The organism is Actinomadura sp. 6K520 (assembly GCF_004349245.1).
Taxonomy (GTDB): Bacteria; Actinomycetota; Actinomycetes; order Streptosporangiales; family Streptosporangiaceae; genus Spirillospora.
On record NZ_SMLC01000043.1, the window covers coordinates 21,031 to 41,301 of the forward strand.

Here is a 20,271-nt window from a genome sequence, read left to right on the forward strand (position 1 = left end):
TGTCCTCGTAAACGACCATCAGATGGCGTCATCGTGCCTACACCGACGGTGCGGTGTGGCCACGCCGGACCGAGGCCGGACGGATGTCGGTCCACACCGTGGCGATATGGTCCAGGCATTCCTCTCTTGTCCCGCTGAAGCCGGTGGGCAGCCATCCGGCCGGCAGTTCGCGGGATTCTGGCCACAGGGAGTGTTGTTCTTCGTGATTGACGACGACGAGGTAGGTCACGACCTGCTCCTAGGGGTTCGATGGGTTGCCCACAGTGCATTCGCGTAGGCGTCGGCCAGCGTTTGGATTCGGTCGGCGCCGAGCACGTTCTTGCTGTACGACCAGGAAATCGAGAGCCGATCGGCAGTGAAGGACGCGTAGCATTCGATCGCGACCTCCCTTGGCATGCCGGGATCTCTGTCCATGCCGGTATTGAAGGTCTGGACATTGTCGAGAACGACCGGAGAGTGCTTGTCGACGCTGGTTGAGAGGTAGGAGGGCGTGCCCCAGAAGTTGAACGCGATCCGTGGCACGGGAAGCGCAGCCAGTCGGACCCGCAACGCGGGATCGGGGTGCAGATAACGCGCCGCTTCGAAGTCGAATCCGCGGCCGGGTAGCTCGCGATACCGCTTCGCGACTTCTCTGGTGTGAGCGTCCGAGCCGCTCGTGCCCGGCAGCGGGAGCGCGAACGGATATGCGGAACTGAAATAGCCCACAATGCCGCTCAGATCGATATCCAACACGTCTTCCCTGCCGTGCCCGCCGAGCTGCACCAGTGCGTCACCACCGGGCAGGCCAGCCCACTGCTGTAGGGCGGTGCCGAGTGCCGCGAGCAGACGTTCGTAGACGGTGACCCCGCTCGCGCGGCTGGCGTTGACGAACACGCGGCCCCAGTCTTCGTCGAACTCCGTGAGGATCCCGCCGGTCGCGTCTTCAACGCCGGTCACACGTTCCGGCACCACCGCTGCGCAGCGGTCCCAATCCCGCTCAAGCCAGTACGCCACGTCGAGCCGAGCCGGATCGTGCCGGACGTGGTCGGCCAGGTGAGCCGCCCAGGACAGGTACGACGGACCGGGCTTCGGGCATGCTCTCGCGTCGCCCTCACGAAGAAGCGCCGAGAGCTCCTCGGTGATCACGTCCCAGGAGAGCAGGTCAACGACCAGGTGGTGGATCACCGCGACGAGCTTGTCCGGGACGTGTTCGGCAAGCCGGAACAGGCCGAATCGCGCGACCGGCCCGCTACGCAGGTCAAGGCTCTCGTGCAGGCCCGTGGCCAGTGTGTGCACCTGTTCTGCCACGTCGCGGTCGGGTACATCGCGCAGGTCGAACTCGGTGACGGGCGGCGGTTCGATCACCGTGCGTTGCGTCGGGGACGCGGCCTCCAGGTCGAATCTGGTGCGCAGCGCCGGATGCCGTTGGCTGAGCAAATCGACCGCGGAGACGACATCGGTGAGCTCGTAGGTGCGTAGTAGGTCATAGCGAACGCTCTGGTTCCAGTGGTGCGGATTCGGGACGTCTCGCGCCAGGAACGCCAACTGCGGGGGCGTCAGCGGGGCGCCGGACTCGAAGGCGCTGTCGTCTCCGCTTTCGACACCGATCACCCGAGTGTTCTCCGCCCGAACGGCGACTCGTGCCAGTTCTTCGATCGTCGGGTTCGCCAGTATCTCGCGGGGCTTCAGCGTGATGCCGCGCTGCTTGGCATCATGGGCGATCCTGATGGCGACGATCGATTCGCCACCCAGCGCGAAAAAGCTGTGCCGGACACCTATGCGTTCCGTTCTCAGATAGGTGGACCACAGTTCGCACAGCATCTGTTCTATCTCGGTGCGAGGGGAGACGAATTCCGCGCCTGACACCATCTCGATGGCGTATTCCCGCAACGCGAGCTGGTCGATCTTGCCGCTCGTGTCGAACGGCAACTGATCGAGCACTAGCACGTCATGGGGCACCATGTGGTCGGGCAGTCGCTGGGCGGCGAAATCGAGCAGCTCCGCTTCGTCCAGCCAGCCGCCAGCGGCCTCGGTGACGAACGCGACCAGACGGGCCGATTCCCAGGTACCGACCGTTTCGACGGCGGCCCGCCCCACGTCCGGCGAGTTTTCCAGCAGATTTTCGATTCTTCTGAGTTCGACCCGACGCCCGCGAATCTTGACCTGGTCGCCGGCGTGGCCGACCAGGACGACCACGCCGTCTTCGCGCCAAAGCCCGCGATCTCCGGTTCTGTAGAGACGGCGGCCCGGCAAGGACGTGAAGGGGTCCGGCAGGAACGCCGATGCCGTCAGGGCGGGATCGTCGAGGTAGCCTCGCCCGACGCTCCGACCCCCGATGTGGATCTCCCCGACAACACCGGGCGGGACGAGCTGCATGTCCTCGTCGAGGATGTAGACCCGCACGTTGGGTAACACGCGACCGATCGGTGTGTGCTGGATTTCCCCCGCCGACACAGGGCCACCCGTGGTGGTGTCCGCGGTTTCCGCGGGGCCGTAGGCGGTTAGTAGTGGCACGCCCGGCATCACGGAGTGCCAGCGGGCCGCCAGTGCGGGACTGAGCACCTCGCCGGTCGAGATCAACCTTTCCAGGCTTCGGCCCAGCCGCATGGCCTGTTCATCGTCGGACTCGAGCTCGTCTAGCAGCATCGCGAGAGATGTCGGCGCCATGGCCAAGCAGGCGTGGCGGTGCGTTATCGCCAACGTGGCCAATTTGGACGGGGCCCCAACCGTGTCGTCTGGGACGACACAAACCGTGGCTCCCCCCGTGAAGGCCGCGAACATCTGCCAGATGGACAAATCGAGCGTCAGCGGTGCGGTCTGTGGTATCTCCACACCTGGACGGAGCCCATAGTCGCGTATTCTCGTCGCCAGCAGGTTGAGAAATGCACCGTGTTCGATGCAAACAGCCTTCGGGGTGTCAGTCGAGTCGGAGGTGAAGATCGTATAGGCCAGTTCTCCTGTGCCGGGAGGTGCGCCCAGAAGCGTGTGCGCGGCGGCGATGGTGACGTCCGCCGACTCGGCCACCTGACGCAACTCGGCCAGATCGAACCGGACGGGAGGGTCGTCCGATGTTTCCACGCCGTCCTCGACGATCAGAGCCTGTGTTCCGCGGACCATGCCTGCCCGCCGGGCCAGCGGCGTGGCGAGGTCGACCGGGACGTAGGCGGCGCCGGCAAACAATATGCCGACGGCCATCACCGGGAACCAAGCGCTGCGCCGCGCGATGAGGGCGACGGAGGTCTCGCGGCCCACCCCGGCCGCTCGCAGCCGCCGCGCGATGGCGATCGCGTGACGGCACAATTCCGCGTAGCTGATCGAACTCACGTCATCGTGGACGGCGACGGCGTCCGGTCGCATTTCTGCCTGTGTCAGCAGCAACTCACGGTAGGGGCGGGTGCTGTCCAGCTCTGCGGTTTGGTTGAAGGTGACCAGCACCTGCTCCCGGGTTCCGGCGTTGAGTACCGCGAGATCAGCCAGGCTCCGTCCCGGATCTGCGAGGCCCTGCCGGAGCACCTCAACCACGCCGGTGACCAAGTGTTGTAACGGGATGGACAATCGTGCCGCAGAGCGTGCGCTGATCCGGGTGCCGTCCGTTGTCAGAACGACATCCGCTTTCCCCGGGCTGCTGTCGGTCCAGCTGACTTTGAGCATCGCTTCCGACGCATCGTCATCTGTGACCGATTCGTCCGGGATACCGTGCGCGGTCGCTTCGGCTATCGCGCCGCGCACCTGGGTCAGCCAAACGCGGAAACTGAACTCGGGTTGGGGCCACAGCAAGAGAGGGAGGCTGTCCCTGCCCGGCGGACTCGCCAGGAATGCGATCCGGTGGGAGGCGCCGAACCTGCGGAGGGCCACCGCGGTGGCCGCGACGACGACGGCCCAAGAAAGGATGGGTTCTCCGCCGGTGATTTCCGCGAGACGTGCTGCTGTGGCCTCGTCCAGGCTGACCGAGACGGTGGGGTTGTGCTCCGACTGGCCATCGGCCGCGCTGAGTAGATCGGAGACGGCCGCGTATCCGTCCCGGAGGTCGTCCCGCAGGCCGAGCCAGTATTCTCTGCTGGCCAGTGACCGAGTGCTGATGCTCACGTAGCGCTCCGGTTAGAACGTGAAGTCGGGCAGCGCTACCGCACCGGTCGGAGCGGCCTCGTCGCCGAACAGTTCGATCAGGTTGCTGTGCCCGCCATCCCGGGCGATGTGCTCCAGCAGGGTAAGGAATTCATGGAACCAGCCGGTGACGGTCTCTGGCCGGAACAATTCGGTGGAGTATTTGACCAGTGCTATCATCTCGGCTGCGTATTCCATGACCGAGACACTGAGAGGGAAAGTGGGCTCGGCCGGGTCGATGTCCACCAAGAACTCGTTTTCGTACGCAGGGACACCTCCAAAGGAGGTGAACGGTTCGACGCCGGCCTGGAAGCTGAAGTTCGTCGGAGCCAGCATCGTTGTCGAGCCCGGGTTTGCGAGCCGGACGAGCTGGTCGGTCGGCAGATCCGCGTGCGCGAGGGCGGCCAGTTGAGCCTGGCGCACATCTGTCAGGCAAGCGGAGAACGACTCGTGCGGCCGCAGCGGGGTGCGGACGGCAATCGTGTTGACGAAGCAGCCGACCACATCCTCGTCCTGCGGTTTGCGGCCGTTGACCGCAATCGCCACACACTGGTCGCGAACGCCGCTGATCTTCCACAGCAGGACCATCCACGCGGCCAGCAGCACCATGTTCGTGGTCGCGCGCTCACGCCGCGCGAACGCCAGGAGACCGCGCACCACTTCGGGTTCGAGGTGAAAGGTAAGGGCTGATCCCCGCTGGGGCGCCGAGACGTCGCCCGCACCGATGGCCGATGGCAGCGCCATCATGGGCCTTTTTTCGAGGTATTCCGACCAGAACCGGCTCAGCGTTCGTCCTCGTTCGCCGGACAGCAGCTGTCGCTGATCGCGGACGAAGTCGAGATAGTGGCGAGACGAGGCGGGTTGCCGCCGACCGCTCAGTTCGGCGAGCAGAAGCTGCCAGGACCAGCCGTCGCAGAACAGGTGGTGGACGGTGAGCGCCAGCGCGTGCTGTTCACGGTCGGCGAACCGGACCAGCACGAGTTGAGCTCTCATCGTGCTCTTGTACGGCGACAACGGCTGCCCGACCAGATCCGTCAGTGCGGCGATCAGGGTGGGGCGCCCCTCGCTGGAAGTCTTGGTAGCCAGGTCGAGTTCCAGCCGTTCGATGTCCACTGTCGCCGTTTCGGCTGGGCGCACAACCTGCCTGGTTCCATCAGAGGCCTCCCGCAGCACACACCGGAGCATGGGATGCCTGCGGACCAGGGAATCCAGTCGCTCCCGCAGCGGTCCGGCATCGATGACCCGGTCGAACAGGAAGACTCCCGGAACGTTGTAGGCGCCGGATCCCGGCTCCAGCTGCTCCGCGGCCCAGATGGCGGACTGCTGCCCGGACAGCGGGCCCTCTTCGGCGGCATGGACGTCGGGCCTGGCCCGGGCGCCCGCCCGCACCGGCACGTTCGTGATCGCTTGGTCGACCCGGTCGGCAAGCGCGGCGATATTCAGCTGATCGAACAGGTCGGCAAGGTCCATTTCAATGTTGAAGCATTCGTTGAACCGGTGTACGAGCTGGGCGCCCTTAAGCGAGTCGCCCCCACGGGCGAGGAAATGGTCGTCGGCGGCGACGCCCGGCTCCTTCAGTACCGTCCTCACCATGTCGAGTACGATTTCGATGGTCGGCTTCGCTTTGGTCGCAGCGGCGTTATCGGTCTCGTCTGACACGGAAGCAGTCCTCAATGAACGGAATTACGAAGGGATGAGTTCGTCGGCAAGCTGGTAGGGGAGTGGGTGACGCGCACAGAGTGCTGCGATCTCGGCGCGCACGTCGTCGCGAACGCTCTCGGGCAGTCGCCACCGGGTGGGATCGGCCGTTTCGATGCTGCGGAGCACCTGGTCGACCAGGCGGGCGCTTTTCCTGATGGCTTGCGAGTCCATGCCCCGCGCCGCCATCGTGTTGCTTCCGAATCGCAGTCCGCTAGTGACTCGAGGACCACGTGGATCATTGGGAATCTTGTTCTTGTTCACGATGATCCGACAGGTCTCCAGGGCCTCCTCGGCGACCGAGCCGGTGATGCCGATCTCTCGGAGATCGATGAGCACCATGTGGGTGTCCGTGCCGCCCGTGATCACTCGATGGCCGAGCACGGCGAACTCCTGGGCCAGGGCGCGGGCACCCTCGACGATGCGCTCGGCCAGCGCCCTGAAGGCCGGTTTCGCGGCCAGGGCGAACGCGTGGCCCTTGGCGGCGACGGCCTCCAAGTGAGGAGTCCCCTGGAGCCGTGGAAAAACCGCGGTCTGGAGGGTCTCGGCCATTGTCCGGCCAGTGTCGGAGAACACCGTGTCGGCGTCCCTGCCCATGAGAATGAGACCACCACGCGGCCCGTAGAGCTGTTTGTAGGTGCTGGTCGTGGTGACGTGGGCCACGTCCACCGGGCTGGGGTGCAGGCCGGCGGCGACCAGTCCCGAAACATGGGAGATGTCGGCGAGCAGGACCGCCCCGACCTCGTCGGCCAGGGTACGGAACCGCGAGAAGTCGATCAGGCGGGGATAGGCGCTCGCCCCGCAGACGATCAGACGCGGCCGGTGCTCCCTGGCGAGCCGTGCGACCTCGTCATAGTCGAGGAAGCCGGCGTCGTCGACGCCGTAGCCCACCGCCGTGAAGTGATGGCTGGAGACAGACGCTCGCGAACCGTGCGTGAGGTGCCCGCCCGAGCTGAGCTCCATACCGAGAATGACGTCTCCGGGCCGGAGGAGGCCGAACATGACCGCCTGGTTGGCGGTGCTGCCGGAATGCGGCTGGACGTTGGCGTAGCGCGCTCCGAACAGGTCTCGGGCCCGCTGGACGGCGAGTCGTTCGACCTCATCCACGACCTCGCAGCCCGCGTGGAAACGGGCGCCCGGATATCCCTCGGTGGTGACGTTCCCCAGCGGGGTTCCCGCACAGGCGTGGACGGCCGGGTCGGCCACGCTGGACGCGGCGATCATCGCGAGCGTCCGTGACTGTCGTCGGTGTTCGTCTTCGAGCAGGCGATAGAGATCAGGGTCGCTGATCCGCAGGCGTCTCAGCCCGAGGTCGGCGTAGGCGGCAAGAGGTGACTCGGCCATGGGTGCTCGTTTCTGTGGCTCAGCCGTGGAGCGGAAGGGGGCGGACAACAACGGTGTCGGTCATGGTCATTCCGTCTCTCTGGGTGCCGGGTCACGGGATCGGATCGGCGTGCAGCAACCGGAAGTGCGTATCGGTGAGCTCGCGCGCACGGTCGGCGGGGAACGCCTCGCCGCTGAAGCGCCACAGCATGGTCAAATGGCCGTCGGCAAGGCTTCCGTAGATCTCGATCGGGAACGGCCGGGGCGTGTTGGCGGGCTGGCTCTGTCCGGCGCCTTTGACGCGGGCCTCGCCGAGGAGACTTGTGCCATCGTCCTGCTCAACGGCCAGGTAGGCGGGCTCACCCCAGAAGTTGAACAGGACCTGCGGGCGGGGAATGGCGGCCAGGGCCGTGCGAACTCCGGGGTCGGGATGCAGGTAACGGCCGGCCTCGTAGTCGAGTCCCCACCGGGGGACGCGTCGGAACTCGGCCGCGACCTCGGCGAGGTACTCCCGGTGCCCCGTCCGCCCGGGAAGAGGAAGCGCGAACGGGTACGCCGTGTTGAAGTAGCCGACCGTGCGGTCCAGGACGGCGATGTCGAAGATCTCTTCCCGGCCGTGGCCGCCGAGTTGAAGCGGCAGCGTTCCACCCGGTACGCCCAGCCACTCTTGGAAGGCGGGGCCCAGCCCGGTCAGCAGTCGCTCGTACACGGTGGTCCCGGTGGCCGTTCCGGAGGTGACGAACCGCCTGGTCCACTCTGGGGCAAAACGTGTGGTGATCTCCAGGGTGCGGCCTTCGACGCCCGGCGTCGACAGTTCGGTCACCGGTACGGTCCGCAGTGTGTCCCAGCCGTCCCAGTACCCCAGCTCCAACTTCTCGGGATGGTCCGCGACGTGCCGGGCCAGGCCGATCGCCCACTGCCGGTAGGAGGTGCCGGTGGAGGGCAGCGTCCGGTCGTCACCGTCGCGCAACAGCGCCACCAGTTCCTGGGTGATGATGCTCCACGAGTACAGGTCGATGACGAGGTGGTGGCACACGACGACCAATGCGTCCGGCCGGTCTCCAGGAAGGCGAAAAACCCCGACGCGGCAGACGGGGCCAGAGGTGAGGTCGAGTGAGGTGTGCAGTTCGGTCGCTCGCTCGTGGACGGCCGCTGAAACCTGCTCCGGGGCGAGGCCGCGCAGGTCGAACTCGCTGACGGGTGGCACGGTGTCGGCGATGGTCTGGCCGTCCCGCGCTGGTGTGATTCGAGCGCGGAGCATGGTGTGGCGCCGGGCGAGCAGGTCCACGACGGTGGTGATTAGCGCCAGTTTCGTCTCCCGCCGCAGCGAGTACAGCACCGCGTGATTCCAGTGGTCGGGCCGCGGCGTGCGCCGTTCGAAGAACGCCCGCTGGGCGGGGGTGAGCGGGACGGTCTCGCCGGGAGCGGGCTCGGGGGCGAGCCGCTCCCCGCCCCACTCGCTCTTCTCCCGCTCGGCCACGGCGGCGAGCGCGGCGACCGTGCGATGCCGGAGAACGTGGCGTGGCCTCAGGTGCAGGCCCTGACGCGCGGCCTGCTGGACGATGCGGATGCCGAGGATCGAGTCTCCTCCCAGGGCGAAGAAGTCGTCGTGCACTCCGACCCGGTCCAGCTTGAGGTGCTCGGCCCAGATCTGGCACAGAATCCGTTCACCGGGCGTCCGGGGCGGGTGGCGGTCGCCGGACGCCTTCCTGGCGGCGGATTCCAGTGCGCGCAACGCCTTACGGTCGATCTTGCCGTTGTTGTTGCGGGGCAGCGTGTCCAAGAAGATGATCTTGCTCGGCACCATATAGTCCGGCAGCCGCTCTTCCGCGAACCTCCCCAGAACCCCGGAGTCGCCGGTCGCGGCGGTCACGAAGGCCGTCAGCCGCTCCACTCCGTCGTCCCGGATGAGTTCGAGGACGGCCCGGGAGACGTCGTCGTGCTGCTCCAGGACATGCTCGACCTCCCCGAGCTCCACCCGCCGCCCGCGGATCTTCACCTGGTTGTCGGCGCGGCCCAGCAGCTCGACGCCGCCGTCCGGCCGCCAGCGGCCCCGGTCCCTGGTCCGGTACATGCGCCGTCCCGGCACGTCATCGAACGGATCGGGCAGGAAGGCCGCCGCCGTCAGGGCGGGCTCGCCGTGGTAGCCGCGCCCCACGCTGACACCGCCGATGTAGATCTCGCCGACGACCTCCGGCGGGACCGGCTGGAGGTCGCGATCCAGCACGTAGACCCGGACGTTGGGCAGGACGCGGCCGATCGTCGTGAGCGGTCCGGCCTCGCGTCCGACGGGGCCGCCGGTGCTGTCGTCGGCGACTTCGGCCGGGCCGTAGGCGTTGAGCAGCTCCACCCCGGGCATGACCGCGTGCCAGCGCCGGGCGAGCTGGCCGGTGAGGATCTCACCCGTCGAGATCATGATGTTCAGCGCCGCACGCAGCTCCCGCGCCTGCCGCTCATCGGCCTCCAGCTGGTCCAGTAGTACCGCGATGAACGTCGGGACCAGCGCCATGCAGGAGAATCGCTGTTCGATGGCCAGCGCGGCGAGTTCGGCCGGATCGCGCACCGTCTCGTCGGAAACGACCCAGACCGTCGCACCGCAGGTGAGACCCGCGAACAGCTGCCAGATCGACAGGTCGAACGTGAGCGGGGCAGTCTGCGGCACCCGGGTGCCGGCCCGCAACCCGTAGTCGCGCACGCGCGTGGCCAGCAGGTTGAGAAAGGACCGGTGCTCCACCGAGGCGCCCTTCGGCACTCCCGTGGACCCCGAAGTGAACATCACGTAGGCCAGATCGCCGGAGTCCGGAGCGTCCCCGAGGCGGTCGACGGCACCGCTCTGGGGGGCTGGCAGGTCCCGTAGTTCGCCGGGGTGGATCCAGATGGTGTCCAGTGGTTCCGTTTCCGCCAGCCCCGGGTCGCCGATCACTATCCGTGCTCCGCGCATGAGCTGCTCGCGGCGCTTGGCCGGCATCGCCGGGTCGATGGGGACGTAGGCGCCGTTGGCGAACAGCACACCAACGGCGACCACGAGGAACCACGCGTCGCGCGGAAGGGCGACGGCGACCAGTTCCTCCTTGGCGAGCCCCGCCTCGCGCAGCCGGAGCGCGATCGCCGTCGCTCGCGCGCACAACTGCGCGTAGTCGAAGGTTTCCACCTCGTCACGGACCGCGACGGCCTCGGGACGTTCGGAGGCCCGCGCGAGGACCAAGTCGCGGAAGGGCACGGAGGCGTCCAGCTCGGAGGTCTCGTTGAACGAGACCAGGACCCTTCGCCTCATCTCCTCGTCGAGGATGCCGATGTCGGCCAGGGACCGGTCCGGGGCTGCCAGACCCTGTTCCAGGACGGTCGCGGCCGCCGAGGCGAACATCTCCACGACGTCGGGGCCCAGAACTGCCGAGCCCACACTGACCTGGCCCTCGGCGACCGCGACGTCCAGCAGGGAGCCGGTCGACCTCGTCCCCGAAGGGCAGGCGTCCACGACGATCGGTGGTGTTTCGCAGAAGCACCGCGCCAGCAGGGCGTCGTCGGCGCCGGCGTGTGCCAGGACCTCCACAACGGCGTGGCGCACTGTGCCCAGCCATTGGCGAAACGTCGCGCCCGGGGTGAGCTCCAGCAGTACCGGCAGCCCCGCGTGCAACGGAGCGCCGGAGGTGATCACGACGGCGTCGTCGGCCCCGAGCCTGCGCAGTACCAGCGCGGTCGCCGCCGTCGCGGCCGTCCAGCACAACGTCGCGTTCCCCGCCGTCACCCGGTCGAGGGCGGTCGCGGTCTCTGGAGTGAGCGTGCGGGTGGCGGCCCGGTACCGACCGGAGCCCGCCGCCTCCGCCGCGCCGAGGACTTCTGCGGTCGCCGCGGCGCCAGCGGCGATGCGAGCCGCACGCTGGAGCCAGAAGTCGCGGGTCGCCAGCCCCGCGGAGGTGTTCGCGCGGCCGTCGACGTCCTCGGCAGTTGCCACATCCACGCCTTTCAGAAATCGAAGTCGGGAACGGAAGGGACACGTGCGGCCGGTGCTTCGGGCTCGAAGAGCTCGTACAGCATGGAGCCGGTGCCGAGTTCCGCCAGCCGGGTGAGCAGGAGCCGGTAGTCCGCCAGCCATCCGCGAGCCGTCGCCGGGCGGAACAGCTCGGTGGAGTACTTCAGGACCGCGGTCAGCCGGTCGTCGAACCCCAGGACCGACATGTTGAGCGCGAACGTCGGAGCGGACGGGTCCACGTCCAGGAGCTCGAAGGCGGATCCCGATGCGCCCAGCCGGCCAGAGAGGAAGGGGGTGCGCTGGAAGCCGAAGTTCGTCGTGGCGACCGGTTCCGCCGCTGTCGGCCGGGCGAGGCGGATGATCCGGTCTCCGGGCAGATCGCCGTGCTGTAGCGCCTCCGCCTGTGCCGTGCGCACGCATTCCAGCAGGTCGGCGAAGGGCGCGGACGGATTGAGCAGCACCCGGACCGCGACGGTGTTGGCATAGCAGCCGATGATGTCCTGGTCCTGCGCGCCGCGGTTCTCCACCGGTGTCGCCACGCACACGTCGCGGTCGCCGCCGATCTTCCAGAGCAGCGCCGTCCACACCGCGAGAAGCAGCATGTTCACGGTGACGCGTTCACCGCGGGCCAGACCCCGCAGGCGCCTGGTCAGGTCCGTGGAGAGGTCCAGTGGCAGGCTGGCGCCCTCCCCGGGCGGTCGGCTGGGCTCCCCTGGTCCGTCGACGGGCAGGTGCGTCAGCGGCACGTCCGCGAGCAGCTCGGCCCAGAACTCGGTGAGCCGCGCACCGCGCTCTCCGGACAGCATCCGTCGCTGGTCGCGAACGAAGTCTAGGAACGTGCGTTCCGGCGGCGGCGGTGGTTCCTCGGCACACAGGTCGGCCAGCAACACGTCCCAGGAGTGGCCGTCGAAGAAGAGATGGTGGAAGGTCAGCACCAGAACATGGAAGGACGAGTCGACCGTGCGCACGTGGACCAGTTCGTAGCGCGCGGGCGGGGCGCCATACGCGCGCAGTGGTTTGTCCACCAGTTCCCGCAGCCCGTCCAGAAGCGCCGCCTCAGGCTCGGCCGAGCGGGTCAGGTCGAACTCGACGAGGGTCAGCTCGGGGTCGGCGGTCTCGGGCGGGCCGACCGTTTGGCGCGGCCCGTCAGGCCCCTCTCGCAGCCGTGCCCGCATCATGGGATGGCGGCGTGCCACCCTCGCCAGGCGGCGGGTGACGTCGTCCCGGTCGATCTCCGTGTCGAACTTCAGCGCGGTAGACACGTTGTAGGCACTGGAGCCCGGCATGAACTGCAAGGCGGCCCAGATGGCGGACTGCTGCCCAGACAGCGGATCCTGGTCGCCGTCTCCTGGCGATGTGCTGCCCTCGCCGTCCTCCGCACACTCGCTCGCGGCCGTGGCGGGCACCGCGGGCGCGGTCGACTCGACGGCTTCCGCCAGGTCGTGCAGCGTCGCGAAGTCGAAGAGGTCGAGCACCTCGAAACCGGTGCCGAAACGCTCGTTGACGCGGGTGACAAGCTGAACACCGTTCAGGGAGTCGCCGCCCACGTCGAAGAAGTCGTCGGCGAGGGTCAGTCCGGGTTCCTTCAGGACCTCACAAGCCATCTCCAGGACCAGTTCGGCGGCCATCGCCGGTTCGGCGGCCGCGTCGTCAGGGGGCGGTCCGGCCGTCCGATGGATCGGATCGGACGCGGGCAGGCTCGGCCAGCAGCGTTCTTCGGCGAACGGCGTGACGGGTAATTCGAGACGGCCGTGATCCAGGTGGCCAAGACCGGCTCTCCAGTCGATGTCGATGCCGCGGAGGTAGGCCAGACGCAGTGCGTCCTGGAGCGAGTCGGTGCCGGGACGCGTCCCGAGGAGGCCGGACAGGGCGCTTCCGGGGGCCAGATCGAGGACGACGGGAGCCGCGTCGAGCTCTGCGAGCGCGGCCTCCAGCGCGTCGAGGTCAGGTGCGGTCGTGGCCGCGGCCGCGTCACACCGTGTGAGCGCCGCGGCCAAGTCCTCCGTCCCGTGTACCACGGCCGCGGCGGCCTTCCCCGTTCCGTGCGCGAGCACGAGGTCGGGGACGATGCCGAAGCGGGTGAGCACCGCGTGCTCGCCGATGAGACGGATGGCGTGCCGTTGGGCTCCCGTCCATTGCTCGGCCGCGACCACGGCGGCGGCGGCCCGCACGATCTCGGCAAAGGCGGGATGCGCGCGGGCGCGATCGCGGAGCAGATCAAGCGAGCAGGCGCCGTGGTCCGCGAGATCGCCCATGCCAAGGACGACCGACCGGGTACCCTCGACCGCCGTCACCGCCTTCGCGCCACCGGTGCGGACGAATTCGTCGAGCGCGGCGCTCAGTCCGGCGGCATCCTCGACCACCCACGCCGTCCGACAGGGGGCATGGTCACGCCCCATCGCCTGCGTCGCCGCCGCGGCGTCGAGGGGGAAGGCCGCCGGGTCGGCGGCGATCTGGGCGCGCAGGCGGTTCGCCAGGACGAGTAACTCCTGGCGCCCAGGGGCCGACAGCGCGCATAGTCGCGGGCCTCCCGGGGCCGGCGCCGCCGGGACGCTCCGCCCCTCTTCCACGATCATGTGGACGTTGGTCCCGCTCAGGCCGAAGGCGCTGATGCCCGCCCTGCGCGGGACGCGGTCGGGCGGCCACGGCTCGGCGCGGTCGGCGATCCGCAGCCCCGTGCCCTCCAGGCCGAGCAGCGAACCGGCGCGCCGGAAGCCGGACGTCGGGAAGATCTCCTCCTCGCGGAACTGGGCGACCACCCGAACCAGGCCCGCGAAGCCCGCCATCCCGTTCAGGTGGCCGAGGTTGCCCTTGACGGAGGAAATCGGGATCGGACGGGTGCCGGGCGCACGCCCGAACGCGGCCGTCAGCCCCTCCACCTCGATCGGGTCACCGATCTTCGTTCCGGTGCCGTGCGCCTCGACGTATCCGATGTCACGGGGCTCGACCCCGGCGTCGGCCAGGGCTAGGCGGATCACGTCCGCCTGGGCCGCCGGGCTCGGCGCGGTAAGCCCGTTGGAGCGGGCGGCGTCCTGGTTGACGGCGCTGCCCCGGATCACGGCATGCACCACGTCACGATCGCGTAGCGCGTCGCGGTGTCGTTTCAGGAGGACGAAGCCGCCGCCCTCCCCGAAGGTCGCGCCATCGGCCGACTCGTCAAAGGGGCGGCAGCGTCCTTGCGGGGACAGCACCCCCAGACCGTCGGCGGCGGTCGCTCGAGGGGGTGGTGGTCCCAGCACCATCTCGTAGCCGCCGACCAGGGCGAGGTCGGCTTCCCCGCGCACCAGTTTCTGCCGAGCCTCGTGCAGGGCGGCCAGAAACGACGAACACGCCGTGTCGATGACAAGTGCGCTGCCTCGCAGATCGAGCAGGTACGAGACGCGTCCGGCAGCGAAGGCCGGGACGCTGCCGGTGATCGCCGCGCCATGCCGGCGGTCCCGCTCGTCGAGCAGATGGTACAGCGAGGGTTCGGGACCGCCATGGCCCGCCACCAGCACCGCAGCGGTACGGCCGCGCAGTTCGCCAGGCGCGTATCCGGCGTTCTCAACGGCATGCACGGCCAGTTGCAGCGACCTTCGTTGCCGTGGGTCCATGAGTTCGGCGTCGGCGCGCGCCAGACCGAAGTGCCGATGGTCGAACCCGGCGACGTCCTCCATCCAACCGCCTTCCTGGTTCTTTTCGGAGGGGGTGGCTCCGACCAGTTCGGCGCGGGAGGGGGGCATGGGGCCGGTGACCGTCTCCCCAGTTCTGAGTAACGCGACGAGGGAGTCCCAGTCGCGGCAGCGGGGGAACTCGAAGGCCAGGCCGATCACTGCCGCCGCGTCATCGTCCCGGGATGAGCTGTCCCGGGTCACAGTTGCACCACCTTCGCGGCGACGTCCCCGTCTGTCGTGTGCTCTTCCCGAGACGCAGCCTGTGATCGTTCCAGGGCAGTGGCGAGTTCGGCGATGGTCGGGTGCTCGAACAGTGTGCCGATGGTCAACTGGGGGTGGTGGCGACGGAGCAGCGCGAACACCCGCAGGGCCTTCAGGGAGTCGCCGCCGATCTCCATGAACCGGGCCGACCTGCTCAACTCCTGGTCACCGAGGACCGAACGCCAGACGTTGGCCACCATGACCTCGTTCTCCGAACGCGGTGGATCGGTCACCGTCGCGGGACCGGCGCGATCGGCCACCATGGTGCGCAGCGCTGCGAGGTCCGCCTTGCCGTTGGTCGTGGTGGGGATGGCCGCGACTGCGTGAAGACGACCGGGGACCATGGACGGGGGCAGGGTCAGGCTCAGTGCTCGCCGGACATCGCCCGCCTCGACCGGAGGGTCGGCGACGAAGTAGCCGACGAGGTCAAGTCCGGCGTCGTCGCCGGTTCGCTCGCCCGTCACCAGGGCCTGTCGAACTCGGGGGAGAGCGAGGAGATGGGTCTCGACCTCGTTCGGCTCGACCCGGTGTCCTCTAATCTTCAGCTGCCGGTCGACCCTTCTCAGAAACTCGTGGGAGCCGTTCTCGTCGCGGACCATCAGGTCCCCGGTGGCGTACAGGCGTGTTCCGTCGGCTGCGACCCAGAACCTGTCGGCCGTCGCCTTGGGGTTTCCTCGGTAGCCCTTGGCCAGACAAAGGCCTCCGATATGTAATTCGCCAGCGGTCCCCGGAGGCACGGGCTTCCTCTCCGAGTCGAGGAGGCGGGCTTCGGTCCCGTCGAGGGGTGTGCCCACCGGAACCCGTGAACGGGACGCGTCCCCAGGCGTCACGCGATGCATCATCATCTCGATGGTGGCTTCCGAGGGGCCGTAGGCATTGAATACCGCCAAATCGGGTGCCGCCCGAAGCAACGCTGTCACCAGTCGAGGCGGAAACGGCTCTCCTCCCACGAACAACATCTGATCCGGCAGAAGTTCGACCAAGTCGTGCTGGGCGGCCAGGGCCTCTACCAGAGAGGGGGTGTAGTTGAGGTGGTCGACGGGGTATTCACGCAGTTCCGCGGCCAGTGCCACGGCGTCCAGTACCACGTGGGTGTCGTAGATGTCCAGGCGGGCTCCGCTCAACAGCGCACCGCAGACTGAGTGCAAGCTGAGGTCGGCGGCGAACGTCGTCGCGAGGCCGAAACTGTCGGCGGTGAGCGGCTCAACGAAGCGCCAGAAGGCGTCGCGCTGATTGAGCAGGGCTCGGTGTTGGACCTCGACGATCTTCGGAACGCCGGTGGAACCGGAGGTGTGCACGAGATAGGCGAGGTCGTCCAGGTCCGCTCGCGGCGTGACCGTGTAGCGGGCGGCGGGGCGCGCCTGGTCCAGCAGGAGCGAGCTGGAGCGATCCATCGAGAGCCGTTGCCAATTGCGGAGGTCGGTCAGCACAGCGTCAGGACGCAGGTTGGCCAACAGCGAGGCGATGCGCTCATCGGGGTCGGCGGGGTCGAGGTGGACGTAGGCGGCCCCGGCCGCCCAGGCGCCGAGCGAAGCGGCCGCGCACCAGGGCGAGCGGTCCAGGAGAGTGGCCACGATCCCGCCTCGTTCGACCCCGCGGGAACGTAGCCACGCCGCCACGCCACCGGCTGCCTCCGCCAACTCCTCGTAGGTGAGCAGCGTCGCGAGGTGTCGGACCGCGGGACGATGCGCTACCGCGAGGGCCACCTCCCGAAAGAGGTGTGCCGAGGACATATGCGGAGTTCTCTGCCGGAACGTACTCGCCAACGAATCCCCGAACATGGACTGTCTCCCTGAGGCGGACCTTCGTGCTGATAACGCGTTGCCTTGCGACCGGTGACGGATTGAGAAGAGGGCGCCGACAGCCGCGTCGGCAACTCTCATCGCTTTGATACTGCCATGAGATGGTATGGCATTTGAGTTTCTGTCAGTCAAGCCCCTAAAAACGAAAATCTGTCTCTTGACAGAGGTGTCTATTCGTGATAGATGATCAAACCCTCCTGGATAGCGGTTGGCCAAGTTATCTGAGCAAAGGGTAGACAGAATAGGGATTGACCCTCTTCTGACCAGCCTGGTAAGGTGATCATGGTCACTTGAGAGGGAGCGGGAGTTAGTTTTAGCAGGTCAGAGTAACTGTGCGACAGCCTGGCGCGATCGGCACTCACTATTGAATCCTGCGTCTTGGTGCGTACACCCTGAGTTGCGGCGTGGAGTCGCGGCGTATGAAAGCCAAGGTCGGGAGGCTTTAATGATTGACGCGGTGAGAGCGTCTGCATTTCCACTGGGGGAGAAGTTCACTCGCCGGGCCCGGGAGCGCCCCCACCGGACGGCGGTCCGGGGAGAAGGGGGCGAACTCACCTATGCGGAACTGGCGAAACGCAGTGATCAGCTCGCCCGCCATATCCAGGATCTCGGTGTTGGACCGGGTGACGTGGTGGCCGTGGACCCGGTCCGCCGGCTTTCGACCGTCGTCGCTCTGCTCGCGGTAGTGAAGGCCGGAGCGGCCTACCTCGCGCTGGAACGACGTCATCCCGAGGCGCGTCAGGCGGAGATAATGCGGGACGCGGGAGTCCGGCTCCTGCTCGCCCATTCCGACAGACCGCCGTCCGCACCCACTGGCATCAGGGTTGACTCCCTTGAGGGAGAGTGGCCCGATCTCCCGCCCCACGAGGTCGAGGTGTCCGCCGAGCACATCGCCTACCTCGCCTACACCTCCGGGTCGACGGGCAAGCCGAAGGGTGTGTGCGTGCCGCACCGCGCGGTGTCAAGGCTCGTCATCGACTCCGACTTCCTGGCCATCGGTCCCGACGACCTGTTTCTGCACTTCGCTCCCGTCGCCTTCGACGCCTCCACGCTGGAGATCTGGGGTCCCCTCCTCAATGGGGGCTGTCTGGTCCTGGCGCCGCCGCAAGACCTGTCCGCGAGGGAACTGACGCGCTACGTCAGAGAGCAGGGCGTGACGGCGCTGTGGCTCACCGCCGGTCTCTTCCAGCAGGTGGTCGATGCCGGAACCGACGACCTGAGGGGGGTGCGCCACCTCCTGGCGGGAGGGGACGTGCTGTCGGCGTCCCATGTCAGGCGCGCGCTGGAGCGGTTACCCAACACCGTGCTGATCAACGGATATGGTCCGACCGAGAACACCACCTTCACCTGCTGCCACCGCATCACCGAGTCCGTTGACGCGATCGTGCCCATCGGCCGTCCCATTCGCGGGACGACCGTTCGTGTGCTGGATGAGCGGCTGGAACCGGTTCCCGACGGCGAAGTGGGCGAACTATACGCCGCCGGAGAGGGCCTGGCTCACGGCTACCTGGGAGACGCGCGGCTCACCGCGGCGCGTTTCGTCCCAGATCCCTTCGGCGACAGCCCCGGACAGACGATGTACCGGACTGGCGACCTTGTGCGACGCCGTCCTGACGGCGTGCTGGAGTTCCATGGTCGGGTGGATCAGCAGGTGAAGATCCGAGGATTCCGGGTGGAACCGGGTGAGGTCGAGGCGGCGCTGACGCGGATGCCCGACATCGCCGAAGCCGCCGTGGTCGCGCAGGCTGAACCCGGAGGCGGGCGGCGGCTGGTGGCGTTCGTGACGTGCGTGGGTCAGGACCCACCTCCACCACTACGCGTGCGCTCGGAGCTGAGCGAGATCCTGCCCTCGTACGCTGTGCCCGCCCTCATCCGCTGGGTAGACGAACTCCCCCTGACCGCCAACGGGAAGTGGGACCGTGCCAAGTTGGCTGCCGACCCAAGCGGTGCGCGGCCGGAATTGTCGGTGGAGTTCCGTGAACCGACCACGCCGCTGGAGAAGGCCGTGGCCACGCTATGGAGCGACCGCCTGGGGATCTTCCCTGTCGGCGCTGACGACGACTTCTTCGAACTGGGCGGACACTCCCTGATCGGAGTACAGATCATCAACGACCTGCACGGAGAGTACGGAGTGGAGGTCTCCCCGGTCGACTTCTACCTGAGGCCGACACCGGCGGGCCTGGCCGCGTCGATGGAGTTCGCCGACGGAGAAGACCGGTGAGCGGAGGAACAAACGCCGCCCTCGGTCCGGACCTGGGCGAGATCGACCTGTTCGATCCGGGGTTCCACGCCACCGGCGACCCCCACGCGGTGTGGGCGTTACTCCGTCGGCGAGCTCCCTTGTACCGCCAGACGACGGTGGACAGCCGAGCCTTCTGGTCGGTCACCCGATACCACGACGTCTGCCGCGTGCTGGGGGATCATCGGGCGTTCACGTCCGAACGTGGCAGCATCCTCACCCAGCTCGGCCATGACGACGTGTCGGCCGGGCAGATGCTGGTCTCCACAGACCCGCCGCGCCATGGTGAGCTTCGCCGCCCATTGAACCGCCGGCTTTCTCCCCGGTTGCTGGCCGCCTGGGAGGACAGGATCAGGCGAGCGATGCGGGAGTTCCTGCGCCCCGGCCTGGACGGCGGAGTCTGGGACATCGCCGAGCGTTCCCGTCGCCTGCCGATGACCGTCGCGGGCGCCTTGATGGGACTGCCCGAGGACGACTGGAACGATCTGACCCAGTGGACCGGGATGGCGGCCGCGCCGGACGACTGTGCGTTTCGGGTCGGCAGTGAAGGGGCGACCCTGGCGATCGCCCACCACCGGCTATTCGAGTACTTCGCTCGGCACCTGCGACGTCGCCGCCCCGACGAACCGAGCGACGACCTCATCGGCCACTTGATGACCATGACGGCGGGAGATGCCCCACTGACCGACGAAGAGGTCATCTACAACTGCTACAGCATCCTGCTGGGAGCGAACGCCACCACGCCCCACACGGTGTCCGGAACACTGCTGGCCCTGATGGAGAACCCCGAGGGGTTCCGCCGTGTCGCCGCCGACCGTGCGCTGATCCCGTCGCTGGTCGAGGAGGGACTGCGCTGGACGTCCCCGGCCAGCAGTTTCCTCCGGCACGCGGTCTCCGATGTGGAGATCGCCGGGGGGGTGGTGAGGGCCGGTGAGGCGATCACCGCCTGGGTCGGCTCCGCCAACAGGGACGAGGACGTCTTCGCCGATGCCCAGCGGTTCGATGTCGGACGGGCCGACAACCGCCACGTCTCCTTCGGATATGGGCCGCACTACTGCCTCGGTGCGGGGCTGGCGCGGATGACCTTCCGACTGTTGTTCGAGGAGTTCTTCTCCTCCTTCTCCGCGGTCGAGGCCGCCGGATCGGCCGAAAGGCTCCGTTCGGTCTTCATCTCAGGGTTGCGTCACCTACCCGTTCGCGCCTACCGACAGTGACCCCCGGGCCGCCAGCGGCACCTGACCA

At 67.8% G+C, this 20,271-nt stretch carries 9 protein-coding genes; 2 read left to right on the forward strand and 7 right to left on the reverse strand.

Annotation, left to right across the window (positions count from 1 at the left end):
• Positions 1–37 precede the first annotated feature (37 nt).
• The 7 genes from E1289_RS14310 to E1289_RS14340 form a co-directional block, all read right to left on the reverse strand.
• Positions 38–229 (reverse strand): MbtH family protein, encoded by a 192-nt coding sequence (locus tag E1289_RS14310; protein WP_131980179.1) that lies wholly within the window; start codon positions 227–229, stop codon positions 38–40.
• Complete coding sequence (locus E1289_RS14315) at positions 226–4,065, reverse strand: non-ribosomal peptide synthetase (protein WP_131980181.1); 3,840 nt, start codon at positions 4,063–4,065, stop codon at positions 226–228. The genes E1289_RS14310 and E1289_RS14315 overlap by 4 nt, the downstream gene beginning before the upstream one ends.
• Positions 4,066–4,077: 12 nt before the next feature.
• A complete protein-coding gene (locus E1289_RS14320) occupies positions 4,078–5,742 on the reverse strand; it encodes a condensation domain-containing protein (protein WP_131980183.1) in 1,665 nt (554 codons plus the stop codon).
• Between the two features lie 24 nt (positions 5,743–5,766).
• Positions 5,767–7,125: a serine hydroxymethyltransferase gene (gene glyA, locus E1289_RS14325; protein ID WP_131980185.1), complete on the reverse strand. Its 1,359-nt coding sequence runs from the start codon at positions 7,123–7,125 to the stop codon at positions 5,767–5,769.
• Positions 7,126–7,216: 91 nt separating this feature from the next.
• Complete coding sequence (locus E1289_RS14330) at positions 7,217–11,056, reverse strand: non-ribosomal peptide synthetase (RefSeq protein WP_165970467.1); 3,840 nt, start codon at positions 11,054–11,056, stop codon at positions 7,217–7,219.
• Positions 11,057–11,067: 11 nt separating this feature from the next.
• The gene (locus tag E1289_RS14335) at positions 11,068–14,928 is read right to left on the reverse strand and encodes a beta-ketoacyl synthase N-terminal-like domain-containing protein (RefSeq protein WP_131980189.1); all 3,861 of its coding nucleotides are present in this window, start codon (positions 14,926–14,928) and stop codon (positions 11,068–11,070) included.
• On the reverse strand, positions 14,925–16,871 hold the full coding sequence (locus tag E1289_RS14340; RefSeq protein ID WP_347813574.1) for a non-ribosomal peptide synthetase: 1,947 nt from the start codon (positions 16,869–16,871) through the stop codon (positions 14,925–14,927). Before E1289_RS14340 ends, E1289_RS14335 begins: the two co-directional genes overlap by 4 nt.
• A 364-nt stretch (positions 16,872–17,235) precedes the next feature.
• On the opposite strand from E1289_RS14340, the gene E1289_RS14345 reads away from it, so the two are divergent.
• Together E1289_RS14345 and E1289_RS14350 are read left to right on the forward strand one after the other, a co-directional pair.
• Complete coding sequence (locus E1289_RS14345; RefSeq protein ID WP_131980193.1) at positions 17,236–19,011, forward strand: non-ribosomal peptide synthetase; 1,776 nt, start codon at positions 17,236–17,238, stop codon at positions 19,009–19,011.
• A complete protein-coding gene (locus tag E1289_RS14350; RefSeq protein WP_131980195.1) occupies positions 19,008–20,243 on the forward strand; it encodes a cytochrome P450 in 1,236 nt (411 codons plus the stop codon). The genes E1289_RS14345 and E1289_RS14350 overlap by 4 nt, the downstream gene beginning before the upstream one ends.
• Positions 20,244–20,271: the final 28 nt, after the last annotated feature.

Excerpts from the sequence above, each read along its gene's own strand:
- glyA (WP_131980185.1), bottom strand. The coding sequence starts at position 7,125 with ATGGCCGAGTCACCTCTTGCCGCCTACGCCGACCTCGGGCTGAGACGC.
- E1289_RS14340 (WP_347813574.1), bottom strand. The coding sequence starts at position 16,871 with ATGAGAGTTGCCGACGCGGCTGTCGGCGCCCTCTTCTCAATCCGTCAC.
- E1289_RS14345 (WP_131980193.1), top strand. The coding sequence starts at position 17,236 with ATGATTGACGCGGTGAGAGCGTCTGCATTTCCACTGGGGGAGAAGTTC.